The sequence below is a fragment of the Streptomyces sp. BPTC-684 genome, assembly GCF_030028635.1.
GTDB lineage: Bacteria > Actinomycetota > Actinomycetes > Streptomycetales > Streptomycetaceae > Streptomyces > Streptomyces noboritoensis.
This window is the reverse complement of sequence record NZ_CP124863.1, coordinates 3,442,153-3,465,564: the sequence shown is the minus strand read 5'-3', so window position 1 is coordinate 3,465,564 and position 23,412 is coordinate 3,442,153. Positions and strand designations below refer to the sequence as shown.

General features: G+C 72.9%; 18 protein-coding genes. 8 read left to right on the top strand and 10 right to left on the bottom strand.

Going from position 1 to position 23,412, the window contains the following annotated elements; all coding sequences use genetic code 11:
- Positions 1 to 136 precede the first annotated feature (136 nt).
- The 3 genes from QIY60_RS15525 (at position 137) to QIY60_RS15515 (ending at position 3,879) form a co-directional block, all read left to right on the top strand.
- Positions 137 to 2,362 carry an acetate--CoA ligase family protein gene (locus tag QIY60_RS15525; RefSeq protein ID WP_283142981.1) on the top strand — a complete coding sequence of 742 codons (2,226 nt, stop codon included), beginning with the start codon at positions 137 to 139 and terminating at the stop codon, positions 2,360 to 2,362.
- Positions 2,359 to 3,180: an enoyl-CoA hydratase-related protein gene (locus tag QIY60_RS15520; RefSeq protein WP_283142980.1), complete on the top strand. Its 822-nt coding sequence runs from the start codon at positions 2,359 to 2,361 to the stop codon at positions 3,178 to 3,180. The genes QIY60_RS15525 and QIY60_RS15520 overlap by 4 nt, the downstream gene beginning before the upstream one ends.
- 102 nt (positions 3,181 to 3,282) lie before the next feature.
- The gene (locus QIY60_RS15515; RefSeq protein ID WP_283145941.1) at positions 3,283 to 3,879 is read left to right on the top strand and encodes a flavin reductase family protein; all 597 of its coding nucleotides are present in this window, start codon (positions 3,283 to 3,285) and stop codon (positions 3,877 to 3,879) included.
- Positions 3,880 to 3,946: 67 nt separating this feature from the next.
- Here QIY60_RS15515 and QIY60_RS15510 read toward each other — a convergent pair whose 3' ends face one another.
- Entirely contained in the window at positions 3,947 to 4,699 is a 753-nt protein-coding gene (locus tag QIY60_RS15510) for a hypothetical protein (protein ID WP_283142979.1), read from the bottom strand.
- Between the two features lie 25 nt (positions 4,700 to 4,724).
- A complete protein-coding gene (locus QIY60_RS15505) occupies positions 4,725 to 6,065 on the bottom strand; it encodes an MFS transporter (protein ID WP_283142978.1) in 1,341 nt (446 codons plus the stop codon).
- A gap of 213 nt (positions 6,066 to 6,278) precedes the next feature.
- On the opposite strand from QIY60_RS15505, the gene QIY60_RS15500 reads away from it, so the two are divergent.
- From QIY60_RS15500 to QIY60_RS15490, 3 genes are read left to right on the top strand one after another with little or no spacing between them, the layout of a single operon-like run.
- Positions 6,279 to 10,199: a tetratricopeptide repeat protein gene (locus QIY60_RS15500; RefSeq protein WP_283142977.1), complete on the top strand. Its 3,921-nt coding sequence runs from the start codon at positions 6,279 to 6,281 to the stop codon at positions 10,197 to 10,199.
- 27 nt (positions 10,200 to 10,226) lie between these two features.
- Positions 10,227 to 10,625 (top strand): hypothetical protein, encoded by a 399-nt coding sequence (locus tag QIY60_RS15495; RefSeq protein WP_283142976.1) that lies wholly within the window; start codon positions 10,227 to 10,229, stop codon positions 10,623 to 10,625.
- 52 nt (positions 10,626 to 10,677) lie between these two features.
- Entirely contained in the window at positions 10,678 to 11,682 is a 1,005-nt protein-coding gene (locus QIY60_RS15490) for a helix-turn-helix domain-containing protein (protein ID WP_283142975.1), read from the top strand.
- Here the strand turns inward: QIY60_RS15490 and QIY60_RS15485 are convergent.
- The 4 genes from QIY60_RS15485 to QIY60_RS15470 all read right to left on the bottom strand — a co-directional run bounded on the left by QIY60_RS15485 (position 11,602) and on the right by QIY60_RS15470 (position 16,353).
- Positions 11,602 to 12,840, bottom strand: coding sequence for an MFS transporter (locus QIY60_RS15485; protein ID WP_283142974.1), 1,239 nt, complete (start codon positions 12,838 to 12,840; stop codon positions 11,602 to 11,604). The two genes, QIY60_RS15490 and QIY60_RS15485, sit on opposite strands and share 81 nt — an antisense overlap.
- 66 nt (positions 12,841 to 12,906) lie before the next feature.
- Positions 12,907 to 13,956, bottom strand: coding sequence for a Zn-dependent alcohol dehydrogenase (locus tag QIY60_RS15480; RefSeq protein WP_283142973.1), 1,050 nt, complete (start codon positions 13,954 to 13,956; stop codon positions 12,907 to 12,909).
- Positions 13,953 to 15,098: an acyl-CoA dehydrogenase family protein gene (locus QIY60_RS15475; protein WP_283142972.1), complete on the bottom strand. Its 1,146-nt coding sequence runs from the start codon at positions 15,096 to 15,098 to the stop codon at positions 13,953 to 13,955. Before QIY60_RS15475 ends, QIY60_RS15480 begins: the two co-directional genes overlap by 4 nt.
- Before the next feature lie 319 nt (positions 15,099 to 15,417).
- The gene (locus QIY60_RS15470) at positions 15,418 to 16,353 is read right to left on the bottom strand and encodes an SDR family oxidoreductase (RefSeq protein ID WP_283142971.1); all 936 of its coding nucleotides are present in this window, start codon (positions 16,351 to 16,353) and stop codon (positions 15,418 to 15,420) included.
- An 86-nt stretch (positions 16,354 to 16,439) separates the two neighbouring features.
- Between QIY60_RS15470 and QIY60_RS15465 the strand changes: the two genes are divergently transcribed.
- Positions 16,440 to 17,387 (top strand): cyclase family protein, encoded by a 948-nt coding sequence (locus QIY60_RS15465; protein WP_283142970.1) that lies wholly within the window; start codon positions 16,440 to 16,442, stop codon positions 17,385 to 17,387.
- Between the two features lie 289 nt (positions 17,388 to 17,676).
- Here QIY60_RS15465 and QIY60_RS15460 read toward each other — a convergent pair whose 3' ends face one another.
- The 4 genes from QIY60_RS15460 to QIY60_RS15445 all read right to left on the bottom strand — a co-directional run bounded on the left by QIY60_RS15460 (position 17,677) and on the right by QIY60_RS15445 (position 21,725).
- The gene (locus tag QIY60_RS15460; RefSeq protein ID WP_283142969.1) at positions 17,677 to 18,168 is read right to left on the bottom strand and encodes an ATP-binding protein; all 492 of its coding nucleotides are present in this window, start codon (positions 18,166 to 18,168) and stop codon (positions 17,677 to 17,679) included.
- A gap of 358 nt (positions 18,169 to 18,526) precedes the next feature.
- Positions 18,527 to 19,399 carry an acyl-CoA dehydrogenase family protein gene (locus QIY60_RS15455; RefSeq protein ID WP_283142968.1) on the bottom strand — a complete coding sequence of 291 codons (873 nt, stop codon included), beginning with the start codon at positions 19,397 to 19,399 and terminating at the stop codon, positions 18,527 to 18,529.
- A complete protein-coding gene (locus QIY60_RS15450; protein ID WP_283142967.1) occupies positions 19,399 to 20,532 on the bottom strand; it encodes an acyl-CoA dehydrogenase family protein in 1,134 nt (377 codons plus the stop codon). The genes QIY60_RS15455 and QIY60_RS15450 overlap by 1 nt, the downstream gene beginning before the upstream one ends.
- Positions 20,532 to 21,725 (bottom strand): amidohydrolase family protein, encoded by a 1,194-nt coding sequence (locus QIY60_RS15445; RefSeq protein WP_283142966.1) that lies wholly within the window; start codon positions 21,723 to 21,725, stop codon positions 20,532 to 20,534. The genes QIY60_RS15450 and QIY60_RS15445 overlap by 1 nt, the downstream gene beginning before the upstream one ends.
- 141 nt (positions 21,726 to 21,866) lie before the next feature.
- On the opposite strand from QIY60_RS15445, the gene QIY60_RS15440 reads away from it, so the two are divergent.
- On the top strand, positions 21,867 to 23,375 hold the full coding sequence (locus QIY60_RS15440) for an AMP-binding protein (RefSeq protein ID WP_283142965.1): 1,509 nt from the start codon (positions 21,867 to 21,869) through the stop codon (positions 23,373 to 23,375).
- Positions 23,376 to 23,412 lie beyond the last annotated feature (37 nt).

The window sequence follows — 23,412 nt, the reverse complement described above, 5'->3', positions numbered from 1 at the left end:
GTCCCGGAGCCTTCGGTGAGCCTTTGCCCGCACGACGGTTCCTGACTGGTCGTCAGGTCTGTAATCTGACTATGCGTCAGTTACCAGCCAGTTGCGCAAGAGCCATGTTGGCCATCGACCAGGAGCGGGCGGAACGATGCTTGGATCGACTCACGGCACCCTCACGACCGACTTCCGCGCACGGGTGGTCGCCTGCGGCGAGCAGCCCCGGCCCGGCGCCGTCCACGGCACGGCCGCCGCCGAGGGCGATCTGGACGTCAGCGGCCGGCCACTGCACGCGCCCGTACCCGACCTCGACCGGTTCTTCCGGCCCGAGTCGCTGGCCGTCGTCGGCGCCTCCGACGCCGAGGGCCGCCCCAACACGGGGATCACCCGCCAGCTCATCGCCTGGGCCGAGCGGGTGGGCGCCCGCGTCCACCCCGTGCACCCCACCCGCGCATCCGTCTTCGGCCTGCCCTGCTCCGCGTCCGTCGCGGACCTGCCCGAGCAGGTGGACCTGGCCGTGCTGCTCGTCGGCGACCCGCTGCCGCTGATCGACGAACTGGCCGAGGCCAAGGTGAAGTTCGCGGTCGCCTTCGCGTCCGGGTTCGCCGAGACCGGCGAGGACGGCGCCGCCGCGCAGGAGCGCCTCGCCGCCGCCGTGCGGCGCTCGGGGGTGCGGCTGCTCGGCCCCAACACCAACCTCAACGCCTTCGAGCGCTTCCGGGACGACCTGGAGGGGCCCGCGATCGCCCTGATCACCCAGTCCGGCCATCAGGGCCGCCCCCTGTTCGCCCTCCAGGAGCTGGGGGTGCGCCTCTCCCACTGGGCGCCCACCGGCAACGAGGCCGACCTCGAAGCCGCCGACTTCATCTCGTACTTCGCCGAGCGCCCCGGGGTCGGGGCCGTCGCCTGCTATCTCGAAGGGCTCAAGGACGGACGCTCCTTCCTGCTCGCCGCCGACCGGGCGGCGCGGGCGCGGGTGCCCGTGGTGGCGGTCAAGGTCGGCCGCACCGAGACCGGGGCGCGCACCGCCGCCTCCCACACCGGCAAGCTGACCGGCGCGGACCAGGTGGTCGACGCGGCGATGCGGCAGTACGGAGTGATCCGCGTCGACGGGCTCGACGAGCTCCAGGACACCTCGGCCCTGCTGGCACGGGCCCGCCCGCCGGTCGCCGACGGGGTCGTCGTCTACTCGATCTCGGGCGGCACCGGCGCCCACTTCGCGGACCTGGCGACGGCGGCCGGGCTCACCCTGCCAACGCTCTGTGCCGCCAAGCAGGCCGAGCTGCACGAGTGGATACCGCCGTACCTGAACGTGGCCAACCCGGTCGACAACGGCGGTCACCCGGTGGGCGACTGGCGCGGGCGGAAGATCATCGACGCCATCCTCGCCGACCCCGCCGTCGGCGTCCTGATCTGCCCCATCACCGGGCCGTTCCCGCCGATGAGCGACAGGCTGGCGCGCGACCTGGTGGAGGCGGCGGAGCACACCGACAAGCTGGTGTGCGTGGTGTGGGGCTCGCCGGTGGGCACCGAGGCCGCCTACCGCGAGACGCTGCTCGGCTCCTCCCGGGTCGCCACCTTCCGTACCTTCGCCAACTGCATAGGCGCGGTCCGCGCCCACCTCGCCCACCACCGGTTCACCTCCTCCTACCGCTCGCCCTTCGACGAGGCGCCGCGCGTGCCCTCGCCGTCGTTCCGCAAGGCCCAGGCGCTGATGCGGCCGGGCCGGCAGCTGAGCGAGCACGCGGCGAAGCAGCTGCTGCGGGCGTACGGGATCCGGGTGCCGCGCGAGCAGCTGGTGACCAGCGCGGCCGCGGCCGTGCGGGCGGCGGGCCAGGTCGGCTACCCGGTGGTGATGAAGGCGTCGGGCACCCGGCTCGCCCACAAGACCGAACTCGGCCTGGTCAAGGTCGGGTTGACCTCGGCGAGCCAGGTGCGGGACGCCTACCGCGAGCTCACCGACATCGCCCGGTACGAGGGCGTCGAGCTGGACGGCGTGCTGGTGTGCCAGATGGTCGCGCGGGGTGTGGAGATGGTCGTCGGCGTCACCCACGACGCGCTCTTCGGGCCGACCGTGACCGTGGGCCTGGGCGGGGTCCTGGTGGAGGTCCTGGGCGACGCGGCCGTGCGCGTACCGCCGTTCGGCGAGGAGCAGGCCCGCGACATGCTCGGCGAGCTGCGCGGCCGGGCCCTCCTCGAAGGCGTACGGGGCGGGCCGCCGGTCGACGTGGACGCGCTGGTGGAGGTGGTGCTGCGGGTGCAGCGGATGGCCCTCGAACTCGGCGGCGAGCTGGCGGAGCTGGACATCAACCCGCTGATGGTGCTGCCGCGCGGACAGGGCGCGGTGGCGCTTGATGCGCTGGTGGTGTGCTCATGAACTCTGCCGCTTCCGGGGGACTCCGTCCCCCTGCGGAGACCGTACGCCACACCACTGACAGCGGGGTCTCGTGGATCACGCTCGACCGGCCCGAGGCCATGAACGCGGTGACCTGGGAGCAGCGGGAGCGGATCATCTCGCTCCTCGACGCGGCGAGCGCCGACCCGGCCGTACGTGCGGTCGTGATCACCGCGACCGGGAAGGGCTTCTGCGCGGGCGCCGACCTCAGGGGCGGGGCGGTGGCCGGTGAACGGGTCGCCGGCGACGTGGCCCGCACCATCCGCCTCGGCGCCCAGCGGCTCGTCTCATCCGTGCTCGACTGCGAGAAGCCGGTGATCGCGGCCGTCAACGGCACGGCGGCGGGCATCGGCGCGCATCTGGCGTTCGCCTGCGACCTGGTGCTGGCCGCCGAGTCGGCCCGGTTCATCGAGGTGTTCGTCCGGCGCGGGCTCGTCCCGGACGGCGGGGGCGCGTATCTGCTGCCCAGGCTCGTGGGGCCGCAGCGCGCCAAGGAGCTGATGTTCTTCGGGGACGCGGTGGCGGCGGCGGACGCCGAGCGCCTGGGCCTGGTCAACCGGGTGGTGCCGGACGCCGAACTGCCCGCCGTGGCCCGGGAGTGGGCGGAGCGGCTGGCGGCGGGCCCGACCCGCTCGCTCGCCCTCGCCAAGCAGCTGGTGAACGCGTCCCTGGACACCGACCGTACGACCGCGTTCGCGGCGGAGGCGGCGGCCCAGGAGATCAACATGACCACACGGGACGCACAGGAGGGCGTGGCGAGCTTCGTGGAGCGCAGGACACCGAAGTACCGGGGGTTGTAGGGGTTCGCGGGCCGGGTTTGCAGGTCAGGTTTGCAGGTCCCTTGAGGGTTCCGATCTGACGCTCCGTCAGTTTCAATGGAGAGCATGATGGGACACGAAGGGATGGCGGCGACCGTCGTCCGATACCTGCGGTCCGTCGGCGCGGCGGCCACCGCCCCCGCCGAGCCCGTCGAAGCACTGCCCAGGCCCGACTTACGGGCAGTACGGGACGACGAGCGGCTGCCCGTCGACCCCGCCGAGTTCCGCGGTGTCCTCGGCCACTTCGCCACCGGCGTCACGGTCGTCACGGCCCGGGACGAGGCCGGCCCGACCGGCTTCGCCTGCCAGTCCTTCGCCTCCCTCTCCCTCGACCCGCCGCTGGTGGTCTTCATGGTGGGCCGTACGTCGACGACCTGGCCGCGCATCGCCCGCGCGGGCACGTTCTGCGTCAACATCCTGGGGGCCGAACAGGGGCCGCTGTGCCGGGCGTTCGCGGTGAGCGGCGCCGACAAGTTCGCCGGGGTGTCCTACGACGCGGCCCCCGTGACCGGCTCCCCGCGCCTGGACGGCGTACCGGCCTGGGTGGACTGCCGCATCCAGAACGTCCACACGGGCGGGGACCACCTGATCGTGGTGGGCCGGGTGGAGGCGCTCGGCGGGGCGGCGGAGGGGGATCCGCTGCTGTTCCACCGGGGGCGGTTCGGACGGTTCACGGGCTGACGGCGACGCCGACATCCACCGGGTGACGGCGACGCCCGCGTTCGCCCGCTGACGGCGGCGCCCTCGTTCACCAGGGCCGCTCGACGACCTCGCCGCCGCTGCGGGTCTCGATCCGCAGCTTCCCCTTGTCGCCGTACGCCTCGTGGCGCCACGCGGCGAACACCTCCGCGATCCGGCGGCCTTCGTGGTCGCTGCCGCCGGACGGGATGAAGTTCACGGTCACGAGCGCCCTGACGGACTCGCCCTCCTGCCGGAGCCTGGCGGCCACCAGGAAGGGCCACATGCCGTCGTCGGCCTTGGTGAGGTGTTTGGCGTAGTAGTCGGTGAACTCCTGGGTCATGTCGAACCACCCGGCGGGCAGACAGGGCGGGGCGGTGCCTTCGGTGGGCGGCCCGGGGTCACCGGCGTCGTCGTCGGTGGTGTCGTCGGTGGGCGGCTGCGGGGCGCCGGTGTCCTCGTCGGTGGGCGGCTCGGCGCTGCCGGAGCCCTCGTCGGTGGTCTCGTCCGTCGGCGGCTCGGAGGAACCGGCACCGTCGTCGGTCGTCTCGTCAGCGCCCGGGCCCGACGTCTCGTCGGTCGTCTCGTCGGTGGTCCGGGCCGACGCCCGCGCCGACGCCTCCTCCGACGTCTCGTCCACGCCCCCGCCCGACGGCGCGTCCTGCGTCGTCTCGTCCGGCGAGCACGGCTGCTTCTCGGCGGCCAGTGACGGCGGCGGCGAGGGCCGCCCCTCGCCCGCCGCGCCTCCCGCCTTCTCGGTCCCGCATCCCGCCAGCACGGCGCAGAGCAGCCCCGCCACCGCCACGTTCCTCGACTTCATCATTTGCCCCCTCCATAGGAAGAGGGCCTCACGCGGCCGCGGGTTCCGCCGGAGCCGCGGTCCTGACGCCGCCGCCGGGGCGGCGGATCACCAGGGCCATCAGCGCGGCCACCGCGCACAGCGCGCCCGAGCCGTACCAGACCATGTCGTACGAGCCGAAGGCGTCGCGCGCGAGGCCGCCGAGGAAGGCGACGACGGCCGCGCCGACCTGGTGGGAGGCGAGCACCCAGCCGAAGACGATGGCGCTGTCCTCGCCGTAGTGCTCCCGGCAGAGCGCCAGCGTCGGCGGGACGGTGGCGACCCAGTCCAGGCCGTAGAAGACGATGAAGAACAGCATCGGCGGATGGATCGAGGGCGCGAGCAGCATCGGCAGGAACAGGAGCGAGATGCCGCGCAGCGCGTAGTACGTGGCGAGCAGGCGCCGGGACTCGAAGCGGTCGGTGAGCCAGCCGGAGAAGATCGTGCCGGCCACGTCGAAGACGCCGATGACGGCGAGCAGTCCGGCGGCGGCCGTCACCGGCATGCCGTGGTCGTGCGCGGCGGGCACGAAGTGCGTCTGGATGAGGCCGTTGGTGGACGCGCCGCAGATCGCGAAGGTGCCCGCGAGCAGCCAGAACGGTCCGGTGCGGACGGCCGAGACGAGCACCTTCAGCGCGCGGGCGGCCGCGCCGGGGACGGGCGCGGGCTTCTCGACGTACGTATCGGAACCGTACGGGGCGAGCCCCACGTCCGCCGGGTGGTCGCGCAGGAGCAGCCACACGAACGGCACCACCGCGAGGGCCGCGAGCGCGACCGTGACAGCGGCCGGGCGCCAGCCGTGGTGCTCCACCAGCCACGACAGGACCGGCAGGAAGATCAGCTGCCCGGAGGCGGACGCGGCGGTAAGGATACCGGTGACCAGGCCGCGCCGCTCGGTGAACCAGCGGTTGGTGACGGTCGCGGCGAACGCCAGCGCCATCGACCCGCTGCCGAGCCCCACGAGCAGGCCCCAGCAGAGCATCAGCTGCCAGGCGGAGTCCATGAAGACGGTGAGCCCGGCCCCGGCCGCGATCACCGTCAGCGCGACGGCCACCACCCGGCGGATGCCGAACCGGTCCATCAGCGCGGCGGCGAAGGGCGCGGTGAGCCCGTACAGCGCGAGGTTCAGCGAGACCGCCGACCCGATCGTGCCGCGCGACCAGCCGAACTCGTCGTGCAGCGGATCGATGAGCAGCCCCGGCAGCGACCGGAAGGCGGCCGCGCCGATGATCGTCACGAAGGTGACGGCGGCGACGAACCAGGCGCGGTGGAAGCGGCGGGCGGGCCGGGGCCGCGGGGAGGGGGCGGCCCGCTGCCCGTCCGGGGCGACGGCATCGGTTGTCTGGGACATGCCCACAGCCTCGCGGGGCGGCCCGGTCCGTACGAGTGGCTGGATAGCCATGGTTCGCAGGGATCGGGCCACACGGGCGGCGAGGGATCCGGCCGGGTAACGGCCGGGGGTCCGGCCATCGGGTTCGGGCCACGGGCCGAGGCCGGATTGTCTATCCTCGCACTCACATTGAGTGGCCGGGGACCCACTCGTGGTGATCATGGAGGGTGGGCCATGACCGAGCCGCTTACCGAACGGCTGCTGGTGGACTTGCGGGACGACGGCCGGGTGCAGGTGTCGTCCTGGCCCGCCGCGGAGCACTCCCCCGGACCGGCCGGGGAGCCGGTCGAGCTGGTGTGGCCGCTGGACGAGCAGGAGATGGCGGACCTGCGGTGGTATCTGGAGCAGTATCTGCGGATGCCGTTCGGGGTGTACGAGCAGCGCGGGCCGCGGGTGGCGGAGCGGTTGCCCGAGTGGGGTGCCCGGATCTTCGCGGCGCTGTTCGCCACGGCCGAGGCGAAGAAGGCGTACACGGAGGCGCGGACGCGGGGCGGGCAGCTGGAGATCGTGCTGCGGTCGGGCTCCGCGGAACGCCTCGGCCTGCCGTGGGAGCTGATGGCCGACCCGGCGCGCCCGGTCCCGATCGCACTCGACCAGGTCGCGGTCTCCCGCAGCCTCCAGACCGCCGACACCCGGCACGTGTTCACCGTTCCGGGCTCGCGTCTGCGGGTGCTGATGGTGATCTCCCGGCCGGACGGCGAGGCGGACGTCGGCTACCAGATGATCGCCCGGCCGCTGCTGCGCCGACTGGAGGCGGTGCGCGGGAGCGTGGAGCTGGTGGTGCTGCGGCCGCCGACGCTCAAACGCCTGGAGGAGGTGCTGACGCGGGCCCGCGAGGACGGCGAGCCGTTCCAGGTGGTGCACTTCGACGGCCACGGCGTGTTCGGCCCGCCACCGGCCTCCGGCGGCTGGGGCCCGATGATGTTCCAGCAGTCGGGCCCGCAGGGGATGCTGGCGTTCGAGAAGACCGGCGGCGGCAGCGACCTGGTGCCCGCGGGCCGGGTGGCCCAGGTCCTCGCCGGGGCGCGGGTGCCGGTGGCGGTCCTCAACGCCTGCCAGTCGGCGGTCGTCGGCTCCCAGGTCGAGGCGGCGGTGGCGACCCGGCTGATGCAGGAGGGCGTGGCCTCGGTGGTGGCGATGGCGTACAGCGTGTACGCGGTGGCCGCGGCCGAGTTCATGGCCGCCTTCTACGAGCGGCTGTTCGCGGGCGACCGCATGGCCTGGGCGGTCGCGGCGGGGCGCCGACGGCTCGCCCTCAACGACGAACGGCCCTCCCTCAAGGGGATGCTGCCGCTGGACGACTGGATGGTGCCGGTCTTCTACACCCGCAGCGAGGTGCGCTTCCCGGGGCTGCGCACCGAGCGCGAGTCGGCGGAGTCCCTGGACGGCATCCTCGACGCGATCCGCCGCCGCCCCGAAGGCGCCCAGGAGGCCGGACCGGGCCAGGAGCTCGCCGCGGAGGGCGAGTTCATCGGCCGCGACGCGCTGTTCTACCGGCTGGACGTCGCCGCCCGGCTCCAGCGCGTCGTGGTCCTGCACGGCCCCGGCGGGACCGGCAAGACGGAGCTGGCGAAGGCGTTCGGCCGCTGGTGCCGCGACACGGGCGCGGTCGACGAGCCGGAGTGGGTGATCTGGCACTCGTTCGAGCCCGGCGTGGCCTCGTTCGGCCTCGACGGCGTCGTCAACGCGATCGGGCGCCGCGTCTTCGGCGAGAAGTTCGACACGCAGTTCGTCCTGCTTGACGCCGCCCAGCGCCAGGAGGCGGTCGAGCGGGCCCTGAGGACCCGGCGCGTCCTGCTGCTGTGGGACAACTTCGAATCCGTACGGGCCATGCCGGACCCGGGGCAGGCCACGCCGCCGCTGCCGGAGCGGGAGCAGGGCGAGATGCGCGCCTTCCTGTCCCGGCTCGCCCGTGACAGCCGCGCCTCGGTCGTCATCACCAGCCGCTCCGACGAGGACTGGCTGGGCGAGAACGTCCGCCGCATCCGGGTCGACGGCCTGGACACCGAGGAGGCCACCCAGTACGCGGAGCAGCTCCTCGCCCCGTATCCGCACACGCGCGGGGCCCGCGAGTCGCGCGCGTTCGGCGAGGTGATGCAGTGGCTGGACGGCCATCCGCTGAGCATGCGGCTCGTGCTGCCGCACCTGGACACCACGAGCGCGCAGGACCTGCTGGACGGGCTGCGGGGCATCAAGGCGCTGCCGGGGAACGGCAACGGCGGCCGCACGACTTCGCTGGCGGCGAGCATCGCGTACTCCTTCGATCACCTGCCGCCGGAGGACCAGCGGGCGATGACCGTGCTGAGCCTGCTGCACGGGGTGGCGGACGCGAGCGTGCTCGGGGTCCTGTCGGTCATGAACGGGGTGCCCGAGCCGTTCCGCGGCCGCACCGCCGAGTACTGGGGGCAGCTGCTCGGCCGGGCGTCGGCCCTGGGCCTGCTGACACCCCTGTGGTCCGGGATGTACCGCATCCATCCGGCGCTGCCGGCCTATCTGGCCAACCACTGGAAGTCCCAGGCGGGCGACGCGTACGGCGAGCAGCGCACGGCCTCCGTCCGCGTCCTCATGGACGCGCACGTCTCCTTCAGCTTCTGGCTCAGCGAGCAGCTGGCCGGTGAGCAGGCCCAGCTCGCCATGGTGCTGATCACCGCCCACCGCCGGATGCTGGGGAGCATGCTCGGCGCCGCCCTCGACCAGCGCATGTGGGAGCACGCACAGCTCATCGCCCAACTCCTGGACTCCTACTGGGACATGCGGGGTCTGGGCGAGGAGGCCCGCGGCTGGACCGCCCGGATGAGGCTGGCCGCGGAGGGGCCGGGCGGCACCGCGCCCGACCTGAGCACTCCGGCCGGAGCCCTCTGGGCGTACGCCACCGGGTCGCAGGCCAACCGGGAGCTCGTGGCCGGCCGGCTCGACCTGGCCGAAAGCACCTACCGCTCGCATCTCCAAGCCCTGCTGGCCGGCCCCGACACCCCCGCGCAGCGCAAGAACATCGCCACCGGCTACCACCAGATCGGCATGGTCGCCCAGCACCGCGGCCGACTGGAGGAGGCCGAGGAGTGGTACCACAAGTCCCTCGCCATCGAGGAGGGCCTCGGCAACCGGACCGGCATGGCCAGCAGCTACCACCAGCTCGGCATCGTCAGCCAGCTGCGGGGCCGGATGACCAAGGCCGAGGAGTGGTACCACAAGTCCCTCGCCATCAAGGAGGACCTCGGCAACCAGTCCGGTATGGCCCGCAGCTACCACGCACTGGGCATGGTCGCCCAGCACCGCGGGCGCCTGGACGAGACCGAGGAGCTCTACCACAAGTCCCTCACCATCGAGGAGAACCTGGGCAACCGCCCCGGGATGGCCAGCAGCTACCACCAGCTCGGCGTCGTCAACCAGCTGCAAGGACGGCTCGCCAAGGCCGAGGAGTGGTACCACAAGTCCCTCGCCATCGAAGAGGACCTGGCCAACCAGCCGGGAATGGCGGGCAGTTACCACCAGCTCGGCGTCGTCAACCAACTCCAGGGGCGCCTGGAGGAGGCCGAGGAGTGGTACCACAAGTCCCTCGCCATCGAGGAGGCCCTCGGCGACCGGACGGCCATCGCCATCGGATACCAGCAGCTCGGCGCCGTCCACCACTTGAAGGGCGAACTGGCCACGGCCGAGGAGTGGTACCGCAAGTCCCTCGCCATCAAGGAAGACCTCGGCAACCGGCCCGGCATGGCCAGCAGCTACCACGCACTGGGGATCACCGCCCAGCACCGGAAACGGCTGACCGAGGCCGAGGAGTGGTTCCGCAAGTCCCTCGCCATCAAGGAGGACCTCGACGACCGGCCGGGCATGGCCGTGACGTACGGGCAGCTCGGCCTCCTGGCCGCGGAGCTGAACCGGCCGGACGAGGCCCTGGAGTGGACCGTCAGATGCGTGTCGCAGTTCGAGGAGGTCCCGCACCCCGAGACCGGTCAGGGCCCTTGGCGCCTGCGGCTGATGACCGAATTGCTGGGCATGCCCGCCCTGGAGCGGACCTGGCAGTCCGTCACCGGCACCCCGCTCCCCACCGCCGTACGCCAGTACGTCCTCACGCCCCCACCCGCCACCGACTGAAACCGACCCCCAGGAGGGCTCCCACCCATGGCCGACCCGACCACCGACCCCGTCGAGCTCGGTGTCCGCGCCGCCGCCCGGCGGCTCGCCCCGCAGACCTATCCCGGGCTCCCCGACGACGTGGAGGCCGCGCTGTACGCACGCGGCGCCGCCGCCCGGCCCGACCAGTACACCGACCTCAACTCCCTCGGCGCGCTCATCGTGAGCATCGGGACGCTGGCCTGGACGGTCTACAACGATCTGAAGAGCAGGGCGGCCGCGCCCCGGCGCGAGGTGACCGTGCGGCACGTGCAGGACCGGCTGGTCCGGGACGACGCGCTGCCGCCCGCGCTCGGCCCGGCCGAGCGGGACCGGATCATCGTCGTCACCGTCGACGAGATCCTCGACGCGGCGGCCCGGCAGGAGGAGCCGGGACAGCCGCAGTAGCGATGGCCTGACCAGCATGGTCCGCAGAGATCGGGCCACGTACACTCGCCCCATGACCACGCCCCCGCCGCACCGCGTCGTCGTCCTCGCCCTCGACGGCCTGCTCCCCTTCGAGCTCGGCATACCGCAGCGGATCTTCGGGCGGGCGCGGAGCGCGGGCGAGGGGCGGGAGGCGCTGTACTCCGTGACCACCTGCTCGGTGCGGCCGCCCGGGCCCGTGCAGACCGACGCCGACTTCGCCGTGCTCGTGGAGAACGGGCCCGAGGCGCTGGCCCTCGCCGACACCGTGGTCGTGCCCGCCTCGCACGAGCTGGGGCCGGTGTACGAGGAGGGCGTGCTCACGGACGAGCTCGCGCGGGCCTTCGCGTACGTACGGCCCGGTACGCGCATGGTCTCCATCTGCACCGGCAGCTACGTGCTGGCCGCCGCCGGGTACCTCGACGGGCGGCCCGCCACCACCCACTGGTGGCACGCCGAGCACTTCCAGCGGCTCTTCCCGTCCGTCGCCGTCGACCCGGACGTGCTGTTCGTCGACGACGGGGACGTGCTGACCTCGGCCGGGGTCGCCGCCGGGATCGATCTGTGCCTGCACCTGGTGCGGCGCGACCACGGGGCGGCGGTCGCCAACGACGTGGCGCGGCGGACCGTGGTGCCGCCGCACCGCGAGGGCGGACAGGCCCAGTTCATCGAACGGCCGCTCCCCGCACCGCAGTCGGCCACCACCACGGCCGCGCGCGCCTGGGCGCTCGGGCGGCTCGACGAGCCGATCCAGCTGCGGGACATGGCGGAGCAGGAGGCGATGTCCGTACGGACGTTCACGCGCCGGTTCCGCGAGGAGACGGGGCTCAGCCCCGGGCAGTGGCTCACCCAGCAGCGCGTGGAGCGCGCCCGGCACCTGCTGGAGTCGAGCGACCTGTCCGTGGACCGGATCGCCCGCGATGCCGGATTCGGTACGGCGACCTCGCTGCGCCAGCACCTACAGGCTGCGCTCGGGGTCCCGCCGACCGTCTACCGGCGCACCTTCCGCGCCGCCGGAACCAAGGCCTCGGGCGGCTGAGCGGTCGCGCGTCGGTTCCCGCAGCACCCCGACCACCGTCAGCAGCAGCGTGAGGCCGACCCCGGCCAGGATCGCCGTCGAGGGGGCCACCGAGCGCAGCAGGACGCCGGAGAGGGTGCCGGTGACCGCGTAACCGGCGCCCACGGCCGCGTACATCACCGAGTACCCGGCGGTCAGCGCGCTCGGCGGCAGCACCTCGCGCAGCAGCAGGTTGCGGGTGAGCATCGCCCCGGCCTGCAGGACGCCCGCGAGCACCAGGAACACCGCGAGCCACACCGCGCCCGGCAGCAGCGCGACGAGCGCCACGCACCCCGAGACCGCGAGCAGGAGCACCAGGCTCTGCGCGCGCAGGGCGCCGGGCCACGAACGCAGCCCGTACACGAACGCGCCCGCCGCCGACCCGGCCGAGAACCCGGCGAGCAGCGGGCCCGCCCAGCCGAGCGCGATGCCGCGCTGCTCCAGCAGGGCGGGCAGGACGAGTTCGGCCAGGGCGAGCAGGGAGATGCCGGCCGCGCCGGTCACGTACACCGGCCAGGCCCGCCACAGCACCCGGCGCATCGGCTCGCCGCCCCGGTCGGCGGTGTCGGCCTTCCAGCCCGGCGGCAGCGCCCAAAGGCCGGCGACGGCGGCGGCCATCAGCCCGGCCGCGAGCAGCATCGGAAGGTAGGGGCGCACGCTCAGCGCCAGCCAGGTGGTGACAGCCGGGGTCACCGACCAGATGCCGAATATCAGCATCGACTCACCGCTGACCGCCTGTTGGACCGCCTTTTCGGGTACGAGCGAGGCGAGCATCGCGCGCAGTCCCCCGGAGGTCGCGGCGGGCGCCGCCCCGGCGACGAACGCGGCGGCGCCGAGCACCACCGGGTGCGCGTCGTGGGCGAGGCCGAGCGCGGCGAACCCCACCGCCCCGCCCGCGAGCCCCGCCGCCAGGTGCGGCCGCGCCCGCTCGGCGCGCAGCCGCATGCCGAGCAGGGGGGCGCCGACGATCTCGCCGAGTACGTAGGCGGCGGCGAGCACCGCGCCGAGGGTGTACCCGCCGGGCCGGTCGCGGACCATGAAGACGACGGCCAGCGGCGCCATCGCGACCGGAGCGCGCGCCCCGACGGCGACGAGCGCCCAGGTCAGGACGGGGCGCGTGGCGAGGTCGCGGTAGCTCATGGGGCTGAAGATAGCCCGGGGGCGAGGGGTGGCCACAAACGGATATCGGCACTCGGAAGCCCGCCCTCAGAAGGTCAGCACACCGCGTGCCACCCTCCCCTGCCGCGCGTCCTCGACCGCCTTGGCGAAGTCCTCGACGGGGTACGTCTCCGTCACCAGCTCGTCGAGGAGCAGGGCGCCGGTGCGGTACAGCTCGGCGTACCGGGGGATGTCGTGCTGGGGCCGCGAACTCCCGTACCGGCAGCCGAGGATGGACTTGTCCAGGAACATCGCGGCGGGCGCGAACGTCGCCTCGGCGGTCGGCGCGGGCATCCCGAGCAGGATCGCCTGGCCGTGCCGGTCGAGCAGGTCGACGGCCTGGCGGACGAGCCCGACGTGGCCCACACACTCGAAGACGTGGTCGGCGCCGGTCGCCAGGACCTCCCGTACGCCGTCCGCCGACGCCAGGAAGTGGGTGGCGCCGAACCGCCGGGCGGCGGCCTCCTTCGCCGGGTTGGTGTCGACGGCGACGACCGTCCGCGCGCCCGCGATCCGGGCGCCCTGAAGGACGTTGAGGCCGATGCCGCCGGTGCCGATGACGACGACGGTGTCGCCGCGGTCGACGCGGGCCCGGTTCAGCACGGCGCCCACGCCGGTGAGGACGGCGCACCCGATGAGGGCGGCGGAGGCGAGCGGCAGATCGGGGGGAATCCTGACGGCCTGGACGGCCTTGACCACCGTACGTTCGGCGAAGGCGGAGTTGGAGGCGAACTGGTGGACGGGGGCGCCGTCGCGCGAGAACGGCCGCCCGGGCCGTCCGATCGCCTTGCGGCACATGGTGGGCCGCCCCCGGTCGCAGTCGGCGCAGGCCCCGCAGTTGGCGAGGGTGGAGAGCGCCACGTGGTCGCCGGGGGCGACATGGGTGACGCCCGCCCCGACCGCCTCGACGACGCCCGCGCCCTCGTGGCCGAGCACCACGGGCACGGGGAAGGGGATCGTCCCGTCGATGACGGACAGGTCGGAGTGGCAGAGCCCGGCGGCGGCGATCGCCACCTGGACCTCGCCGGGCCCCGGGTCGCGTACCTCCAGGTCGTCGACCACCTGCGCGTGCGTACCGTCGAACAGAACACCTCTCACTGACCCCGTGCCTCCTTCGGCAGGCCGAGCACGCGCTCGGCGATGATGGTGCGCTGGATCTCGTCGGAGCCGCCGTAGACGGTGTCGGCCCGCGAGAAGAGGAACAGCCGCTGGAGCGGGTCGAGTTCGTACGGCCGCTCCTCGCTCCAGTCGTAGGGCCCGACCGTGCCGGCCGCGCCCCGTACGGCCATGGCGAGCTCACCGAGCCGCTGGTGCCAGCCGCCCCAGAGGAGCTTGGCGACGCTGGGGGCGGCGGGGTCGTCGCCGCGGCCGCCGAGGGTGCGCAGCGCGTTCCAGCGCATGGTGCGGAGCTCGGCCCATTGACGGACGAGGCGGTCGCGGAGGAGGGGGTCGGCTTCGCTCGACCGCCGGATCACTTCCTCCAACTCGGCTTCGAACCCGATCTGCTGGACCAGGGTGGAGACTCCGCGTTCGACGGCGAGGAGGTCCATGGCGACGCGCCAGCCGTTGCCCTCGCCGCCGACGAGGTGGTCGGGGTGGGCGCGGGCGCCGTCGAAGAAGACCTCGTTGAACTCGCTCGTCCCCGTCAGCTGCCGGATCGGCCGCACCTCGACCCTGCCGTCGGGCTGGTCCATGGGGACGAGGAGGAGGGAGAGCCCGTGGTGGCGCTGCGAGCCGGGTTCGGTACGGGCGAGCACGAAGCACCAGTCGGCTTCGTGGGCGTGCGAGGTCCAGATCTTCTGGCCGGTGAGGCGGTACGTGCCGGTGGCCGGGTCGCGGGTGGCTTTCGTACGGACGGCGGCGAGGTCGGACCCGGCGCCGGGTTCGCTGTACCCCTGGCACCAGATCGTCTCGCCGCGGGCGATGCCGGGGAGGAAGCGGGCCTTCTGGGCGGGGGTGCCGTGGGTGAGGAGGGTGGGGGCGAGGAGGTTTTCGCCGATGTGGCCGGGGCGGGGTGGGGTGTTCTGTGTCCGGGCGTACTCCTCGGCCCAGACGATCTGCTGGGTGAGGGTGGCGTGCCGGTTCCCGTACGGCGTGTCCCCCCACCCGAGCCCGATCCACCCGCCCTCGCCGAGCGTCCGCTCCCAGTCGCGCCCCGACCGGTCAGGCGGGTGGGCGTCGAGCCAGGCGCGGGCGTGGTGGCGGAAGGTGTCGTCTTCCGGGGGGAAGGTGAAGTCCATTGCGGTGCCTCTCTGGTCGCGTGGTGCCTGTCCCCCACCCCGCCCCTTCCCTAAAGCCCTGGGCCGGGCGGCTGGTTCGTCGACTGCGAGCCGGTGGGGGCTGGTCGCGCAGTTCCCCGCGCCCCTGAAAATGCCGCTCCGCGGCAATCCCCTGGGCGCCCCGAAGGGGCGCATCTCAGGGGCGCGGGGAACTGCGCGAGCAACCCACCACGGCCCGCGGACGAACGAAGCGGGGTGCAGGGGCCGCAGGCCCCGCAACGGGGTCCGGGGGCGCAGTCCCCGGGAGAGCCACCTCAACCCCCACCCGCCCCCGGAGGGTTTAGGGAAGGGGCGGGGTGGGGGCCGCGTTCGGGCGCGCGTCAGAGCTCGCCGCCCGCTCCATCTCCCCCACCCGCTCCAGCAGCGGCATGGGATCCACCCCCACACCCCCCGGCAGGAACTCCGCGATCCGCTCCGGCGTCCACGCCCCCTCCGCCACATACCCCGCCCGCAGCTCCCGCGGCTGCGCCCACACCGCGATCTTGGGCCCGGCCACGGTGTACACCTGTCCGGTGATCCCCGCCGCACGGGCCCGCTCACTCAGCAGGTACACCACGAACGCCGCCACATCCTCCGGCTCGCCGATCTCCTTGAGTTCGAGAGGGACGTTGGCCGACATCCGGGTACGGGCGACGGGGGCGACCGCGTTCGCCGTGACGCCGTACTTGTGCAGCCCCAGCGCCGCACTGCGGACCAGCGAGATCACACCCCCCTTCGCCGCGCTGTAGTTCGCCTGCGCCACACTCCCCTGATGGTTCCCGCTGGTGAAACCGATCAGCGTCCCCGCGCCCTGCTTCCGCATCACGGCAGAGGCCGCCCGGAACACCGTGAACGTGCCCTTGAGGTGCGTGGCGACCACCGGGTCCCACTCCTCCTCCGTCATGTTGAAGAGCATGCGCTCGCGCAGGATCCCCGCCACGCACACCACCCCGTCCACCCGGCCCCACCGGGTGAGCGCGGTGTCGACGATCCGCTGGCCGCCCGCCATCGTGGAGATGTCGTCGGCGACCGCCACCGCCTCGCCGCCCGCCGCCTCGATCTCCTTGACCACCGCGTCCGCGATCTCGCTGCTGGGCGAGGCGCCCTCGATCGAGACGCCGTAGTCGTTGACGACGACCTTCGCGCCCTGGGCCGCCGCCGCGAGCGCCACCGCGCGGCCGATGCCGCGCCCCGCACCGGTCACGGCGACCACTTTGCCTGCCAAGAAGTTCCCCACGCCCGGCCCCTTCCCGCGGTTTCTGACGGACCGTTAGATTTTATGGCCCGGTGAACCGGAGAAGACAAGCCCCTGGGAGGCCCCAGATGCCAGCCGAGCCGACGACCTCCACCATGCCCCCCGAGTTCCACGACATCGCCAAACGCGTGAACAACTGGGGTCGTTGGGGCCCGGACGACGAGATCGGCACGCTCAACCTGATCACCGACGACGTCGTACGCGAGGCCGCCACCACCGTCCGCACCGGCCGCCGCATCCCCCTCGCGCTCCCCCTGGAGCAGAACGGCGTCCAGACCGGCCTGATCCCCGGCCGGGTCAACCCCCTGCACACCATGGTGCAGATCAACCAGGAGATCTTCGGCCCGGGCACGGTCGCCACCAGCGACGACGCCGTGACGTTCGGGCTCCAGGCCGCCACCCACTGGGACGCGCTGACCCACGTCTCGCACTCCGGCCGCATCTACAACGGCCGCCCGGCCACCACCATCACCGCCCACGGCGGCGCCGAGTTCAGCGGGATCGACAAGCCCCGCCACGTCGTCTCGCGCGGCGTCCTGCTGGACGTGGCCCGCGCCCACGGCGTGGACCGGCTGCCCGGCGGCCACGCGGTCACCCCCGAGGACCTGGCGGCGGCCGAGGAGCTGGGCGGCGTCACCGTACGCGCGGGCGACATCGTCCTCGTACGCACCGGGCAGATCCAGCTGTGCCTGGGCGGCGACAAGCACGGGTACGGGTTCCCCTCGCCGGGCCTCTCGCTCCGTACGCCCGAGTGGTTCCACGCGCGCGATGTCGCGGCCGTCGCCAACGACACCCTCACCTTCGAGATCTTCCCGCCGGAGGTCGAGAACCTGTGGCTGCCGGTGCACGCGCTCGACCTGGTGGAGATGGGGATGCTGCAGGGCCAGAACTGGAATCTCGAAGAGTTGTCCACAGCCTGTGCGGAAGAGCGGCGGTACGCGTTCTGGCTGTCGGCGATGCCCGAGCCGTTCGTGGGCGCCACGGGGACGCCGGTCGCGCCGGTCGCCGTGCTCTAGGGGGCGACCCGGACACATATCCACGGGTGGCGGCGCGTCATGCGCACCCCGAGCACGGCACGGCGGCCGCCACCCGGCTCCGGCGTGCTCGCCCTGCTCCCCATGCCCTGAAGGAGCCTTGCCCTGAGCTCACGCCGAGCCACGACCCGCACTCGCCGAGGAGAGCCAGGACCGGCCCAGGACGGACCAAGGGCCAGTCCGCGCCCTCGGCGTCCCCTCGCGACGAATCGCTCATCCAAGGGTGATCAGGCCGACACGACGCGTCAACACCTAGTGAAAGCTTTGCCGCTTACGCCCTATTTGTGACAGCGCACGACGGCTCATACGCGCCCGGCTCATACGCCCCGCCGGTGCGCTCCGGCGCGCCCCCGTCGCAGCACCGGTCCACCTCGCACCAGATCGACTTGCCCGCGCCCTCGGCCTGCCAGCCCCAGCGGTCGGCGAGGCCGTCGACCAGCTCAAGGCCCCGGCCGTTGGTGTCGTCGCCGTCCGCGTGGCGCGGCTTGGGGGCGCACGCGCTGGTGTCGGCCACCTCGACCCGGACCGTACCGCCGTCGGCCGGTCCGCCGACGGGGCCGAACAGCATCCGCAGCACGGCGGGGCAGCCGGTGTGCACCACCGCGTTGGTGACGAGCTCCGAGATCAGCAGGATCAGCGTCTCGGCGAGCGGCTCGTCCAGCCGTATCCCGGACCCGGCCAGCCGCGAGCGGGCCCATCTGCGAGCGCGCCCCACCTCGGCGGGGTCGGCTCCGACCTCCAACTGAACCTGAAGCACCTGCACCGCTCACACCATCCGAACCGGCGGACACATCGCCTCGCGCCTCGACAAGCTCACGGAACGTGATTTCCTTACGAGACAGCATGGTTGACGTACAGTCACCGCAACAAGCGCTTCAGGCATATTCCAGCGCGAAGGAGTACGCGTGGTGCATACTGTGCGACGCACATTGCGGGGGGTCGAACAAGGGCGCGCAGGATGCCTGGGGGATCGCACCCCACGGAGGGTACCGGAGGGCGGCCCCGACTCCGGCGCGTGACGAGTCCGGCTTAGGACACAACCCGGTATCGACGCTCGGTGACGTTTCATCACGCTCCGGCCAACGCCTCGTCAGACTGCGGGCCGCCCCGCCGAGCACGCATCACATCGCCTCCTCCAGCGCCGCCGCCTGGAGCTCCTGTGCCCGGGCCGTCGCCGGCCACCGCTCGCGCCGCAGCCACGCCCGCTTCAGGTGCAGATGGACCTCCGCCTCCCAGGTGAAGCCCATCCCGCCGTGCACCTGGAGGCAGTCCCGGGCGCACCGCACCGCCGCCTCGTCGGCCAGCAGCTTGGCGCCCGCGATCTCCACCGGGTCCCCGGTCACGGCCGCCGCGTACACGGCGGCGCGGGCCACCTCCGTGCGGACCAGCATCCGCGCGCACAGGTGCTTGACCGCCTGGAAGGCGCCGATGGGCTGCCCGAACTGCTCGCGTTCGCGGGCGTATTGGACCGCCGTCTCCGTGGTGCGGCCCGCGCTGCCCAGCTGCTCGGCGGCGGTCAGCAGCGCCCGTTCCGACGGGCCCCCGTCCCCGCCGGCCGGGAGGCGGTGCAGGGGGGTGAGCGGGTCGGCCGAGCGGATCGGCTGGGCGCCGGTGACGTCTCCCCGTACGACGTCGGCCTCCGCCAGCCACTCCACCAGGCCCCCGTCGGGCGCGGTCACCACCGTGTCGCCCTCGGCCGCCCCCTCGACCAGGCCCGCCGCCAGCTGCGTGGCGATCAGCGGGCCGGGGAGCAGCGCCCGCCCGGCCTCCTCGAAGAGCAGCACCGCCTCGGGCAGCCCGAGCCCCACCCCGCCCGCCTCCTCCGGCAGCCGCAGCGCGAAGAACCCGGCCTCGCCGAGCGCCCGCCACAGGCCCCGGTCGAGCCCTCCCCCGTCGGCGGCGGCCCGCAGCGCCGCGGAGTCGAAGCGCCGGGCGAGCAGCTCCCGTACGCCCGCCTTCAAGGCCCTTTGGTCATCCGTGAGTTGGAAGTCCATCAGCGGCCCTTCGGCAGGCCGAGGATCCGCTCGGCGACGATGTTCCTCTGGATCTGCGAGGTGCCGGCGGCGATGGTGTACGCGAGCGAGGAGAGCCGGTCCAGGGTCCACTCGCGGCCGAGGTCGAGGGCGTCGGGGCCGAGGACGGCGGCGGCCGCGTCGTACAGCTCCTGGCGGGCGTGCGAGTAGCGGAGCTTGAACACCGAGCCGCCGACCCCGGGCGGTCCGCCGGATCGCTCGGATTCGCTCACGTTCCACTGGATCAGTCGCCACAGAGCGGTGAACTCGGCGTGCAGGCACCCCAGTCGGCGCCGGATCACGGGGTCGTCCCAGGTGCCGTTCTTGTGGGCCGCGCGGGCGATCTCCACCAGGACGCGGCGGCACGCGACCACCTCGCCGACGAAGGCCGTGCCGCGCTCGTACGACAGCGTCACCATGGTCACGCGCCAGCCGTCGTTCTCGGCGCCGACCCGGTGGCCGACCGGGATCCGCACCTCGTCGAGGAAGAGCTGGGCGAACTCGTCCGACCCGGCGAGCGTGCGCAGCGGCCGGACCGTGATGCCGGGCGCGTCCATGGGCATCGCCAGCCAGGTGATGCCCCGGTGCTTGGGCGCGTCCGGGTCGGTGCGCACCAGCAGTTCGCACCAGTCGGCGACCTCCGCGTGCGAGGTCCAGATCTTGGAGCCGCTCACCACGTACGCGTCCCCGTCGCGCACCGCCCGGGTCCGCAGCGCCGCCAGGTCCGAGCCCGCGTCGGGCTCGCTGAACCCCTGGCACCACACCTCGTCCCCGCGCAGCACCGGCTCCAGCCACCGCGCGCGCTGCTCCTCGGTGCCCTCGGCCGCGATGGTGGGGCCCGCGTGCAGCAGCCCCACGAAGTTCGCGCCGACATAGGGCGCCCCGGCGCGCTCGGTCTCCTCCAGGAAGATCAGCCGCAGGGTGGCGGACGCGCCCCAGTGCACGCGCGCGTACCCGGCGTCGTACAGCCTCCGCTGCCAGCCGGTGTCGTACGCGCGCCGCCCCGGCCAGTCCAGCGGGTCCGGCTTCGGCGGCAGCCCCGGCAGCACGGCCGCCAGCCACTCCCTGAGGCGTGCCCGGAACTCCTCCTCCTCGGGCGTGTACGAGAGGTCCATCAGCGGTCGAGGTCCAGGCCCAGCATGCGGATCGCGTTGCCCCGCATCAGCTTGTACACCGTCTCGTCGTCGAGGCCCTTGACGTGGTCGAGGGCGACCTCCTTGGTGTGCGGCCAGGTCGAGTCGACGTGGGGGTAGTCGGTCTCGAAGGTGGCGTTGTCGACGCCCACGGTCTCGATCGACGCGATGCCGTGCTTGTCGCGGAAGAAGCAGCAGAAGATCTGCCGGTAGTAGTACGAGGAGGGCGGCTCGGGGATCAGGTCGCGGACCCCGCCCCAGGCGCGGTGCTCCTCCCACACGTCGTCGGCGCGCTCCAGGGCGTACGGGATCCAGCCCATCTGCCCTTCGGAGTACGCGAGTTTGAGGCGCGGGAACTTCACCAGGACGCCGGAGAAGAGGAAGTCCATCATCGACGCCATGGCGTTGTTGAAGGACAGCGACGCCTGGACGGCGGGCGGGGCGTCCGGGGATGCGGCGGGCATCTGGCTGCTGCTCCCGATGTGCATGTTGACGACCGTGCCCGTCTCCTCGCAGACCGCGAAGAACGGGTCCCAGTAGCCGGAGTGGATCGAGGGCAGCCCCAGATAGGTGGGGATCTCGGAGAACGTCACGGCCCGTACCCCGCGTGCGGCGTTGCGCCGGATCTCGGCGACGGCGAGGTCGATGTCCCACAGCGGGATCAGGCAGAGCGGGATCAGCCGCCCCCCGCTGTCCCCGCACCACTCCTCCACCATCCAGTCGTTGTAGGCGCGCACACACGCGAGCGCGACCTCCTTGTCCTGCGCCTCCGCGAACGTCTGCCCGCAGAACCGGGGAAAGGTCGGGAAGCAGAGGCTGGCCTCGACGTGGTTGAGGTCCATGTCGGCGAGCCGCGCCTTCGGGTCCCAGCACCCCTGCCGCATCTCCTCCCGCGTGATGCCGTCCAGCGTCATCTCGTCCCGGGAGAAGCCGACGGCGGCGATGATCCGCTTGTACGGGAAGAGCAGGCCCTCGTACTCCCACCAGTCCGTGACCTGGCCCGCCGGATCCGTGGTGAACCGGTACTTCCCGCCGACGTACGCCAGGTCCCCGATCCCGGCGGTGAAGGGCTTCGGCCCCTTGTCGCGGTACTTGCCGGGGAGCCAGGTCTCGAAGAGGTGCGCGGGCTCGATCACATGGTCGTCGACGCTGACGATGCGCGGCAGTTCGGTCATACGAGGCCTCCACCCGGCTACATATCTGATGACCCGTCAGAAATCAGGCTAGCCCCGCACCCCTGGACCGACAAGGCGGTGCGCCCTACGCTCTGCCCACGATCTGACTAGTCGTCAGTTACGCGGTCACCGGGAGTCGAAGTGAACGACACCGCACACGCACTGGGCGCCTCGCGCACCCTCTGGGAACTGGTCGCCCGCCGCGCCGCCCTCACCCCCGACCGGCCCGTCCTGCTCCAGGACGACCGCGCCCTGAGCTTCGGCGAGCTGCGCGACCGCGCCGAGCGGGTGGCGGCGGGCCTGTACGGCATGGGCGTACGGCCCGGCACGGTGGTCGCCTGGCAGCTGCCGACCCGGATCGAGACCGCGCTCCTCTCGTTCGCCCTGGCCCGACTGGGGGCCGTCCAATCGCCCGTCATCCCCTTCTACCGGGACCGCGAAGTGGGCTTCGCGCTGCGGGAGTCGGGGGCGGAGTTCTTCGCGGTGCCCGGGCTCTGGCGCGGGTTCGACCACGGCGATATGGCGGCCCGGCTCGGCGCGCGCGGCGTCTTCGAGGCGTACGAGACGCTCCCGGACGGCGACCCGGCCGTCCTGCCGCCCCCGCCCGCCGACGGCACCACCGTCCGCTGGATCTACTGGACCTCGGGCACCACCTCCGACCCCAAGGGCGTGCTGCACACCGACCGCTCACTGATCGCGGGCGGCTCGTGCCTGGCGCACGCGCTGCACCTGTCGGCGGACGACGTGGGCTCGATGGCGTTCCCGTACGCCCACATCGCCGGGCCCGACTACACGGTGATGCTGCTCCTGTACGGCTTCCCGGCGGTGATGTTCGAGCAGTTCGCGCTGCCGGACGCGCTGGAGGCGTACCGCAAGCACGGGGTGACGGTGGCGGGCGGGTCGACGGCGTTCTACTCGATGTTCCTGGCCGAGCAGCGCAAGCGGCCGGGCGAGAAGGTCATCCCCTCGCTGCGGCTGCTCGCGGGCGGCGGGGCGCCCAAGCCGCCGGAGGTCTACCGCGCCGTCGTACGGGACATGGGCGTCCAGCTCACCCACGGCTACGGCATGACCGAGGTCCCGATGATCACGATGGGCTCGCCGGACGACACGGAGGAGAACCTGGCGACGACGGAGGGGCGGCCGCCGGAGGGCATGGAGATACGGATCGTCGACGGCGAGGTGCGGCTGCGGGGGGAGGCCGTGTGCCAGGGGTATCTGGACCCCGCGCAGACCGCCGAGGCCTTCGACGCGGAGGGGTTCCTGCGCACGGGCGATCTGGGGTTCGTGAAACCGAGCGGGCATCTGGTGCTCACCGGGCGGCTCAAGGACGTGATCATCCGCAAGGGCGAGAACATCTCGGCGAAGGAGATCGAGGATCTGCTGGCCGCGCATCCGGGCGTCGGGGACGTGGCGGTGGTCGGGCTGCCGGACGTGGAGCGGGGTGAGTTGGTCTGCGCGGTGGTCGAGCAGCCGCGGGGTGTTGGTGAGTTGACCTTGGCCGAGGTCACCTCCTATCTGCGGGAGCGGGGGCTGTCCGTGCACAAGCTGCCGGAGCGGCTGGAGGTGGTGGAGGCTTTGCCGCGCAACGAGACGTTGCGGAAGGTACTGAAGTACCGGTTGCGGGAGAGGTTCGGGGGTGGTGGGGGCTGAGTGCTTGGCTGCGGGCCGGTGGGGGCTGGTCGCGCAG

Bases quoted from the DNA above. Each gene is read 5' to 3' on its own strand.
- QIY60_RS15455 (WP_283142968.1), bottom strand. From the start codon at position 19,399: ATGGACTTCCAACTCACGGATGACCAAAGGGCCTTGAAGGCGGGCGTA.
- QIY60_RS15485 (WP_283142974.1), bottom strand. From the start codon at position 12,840: ATGAGCTACCGCGACCTCGCCACGCGCCCCGTCCTGACCTGGGCGCTC.
- QIY60_RS15515 (WP_283145941.1), top strand. From the start codon at position 3,283: ATGGCGGCGACCGTCGTCCGATACCTGCGGTCCGTCGGCGCGGCGGCC.
- QIY60_RS15490 (WP_283142975.1), top strand. From the start codon at position 10,678: ATGACCACGCCCCCGCCGCACCGCGTCGTCGTCCTCGCCCTCGACGGC.
- QIY60_RS15525 (WP_283142981.1), top strand. From the start codon at position 137: ATGCTTGGATCGACTCACGGCACCCTCACGACCGACTTCCGCGCACGG.
- QIY60_RS15450 (WP_283142967.1), bottom strand. From the start codon at position 20,532: ATGGACCTCTCGTACACGCCCGAGGAGGAGGAGTTCCGGGCACGCCTC.
- QIY60_RS15465 (WP_283142970.1), top strand. From the start codon at position 16,440: ATGCCAGCCGAGCCGACGACCTCCACCATGCCCCCCGAGTTCCACGAC.
- QIY60_RS15505 (WP_283142978.1), bottom strand. From the start codon at position 6,065: ATGTCCCAGACAACCGATGCCGTCGCCCCGGACGGGCAGCGGGCCGCC.
- QIY60_RS15445 (WP_283142966.1), bottom strand. From the start codon at position 21,725: ATGACCGAACTGCCGCGCATCGTCAGCGTCGACGACCATGTGATCGAG.
- QIY60_RS15510 (WP_283142979.1), bottom strand. From the start codon at position 4,699: ATGATGAAGTCGAGGAACGTGGCGGTGGCGGGGCTGCTCTGCGCCGTG.
- QIY60_RS15475 (WP_283142972.1), bottom strand. From the start codon at position 15,098: ATGGACTTCACCTTCCCCCCGGAAGACGACACCTTCCGCCACCACGCC.
- QIY60_RS15500 (WP_283142977.1), top strand. From the start codon at position 6,279: ATGACCGAGCCGCTTACCGAACGGCTGCTGGTGGACTTGCGGGACGAC.
- QIY60_RS15495 (WP_283142976.1), top strand. From the start codon at position 10,227: ATGGCCGACCCGACCACCGACCCCGTCGAGCTCGGTGTCCGCGCCGCC.
- QIY60_RS15520 (WP_283142980.1), top strand. From the start codon at position 2,359: ATGAACTCTGCCGCTTCCGGGGGACTCCGTCCCCCTGCGGAGACCGTA.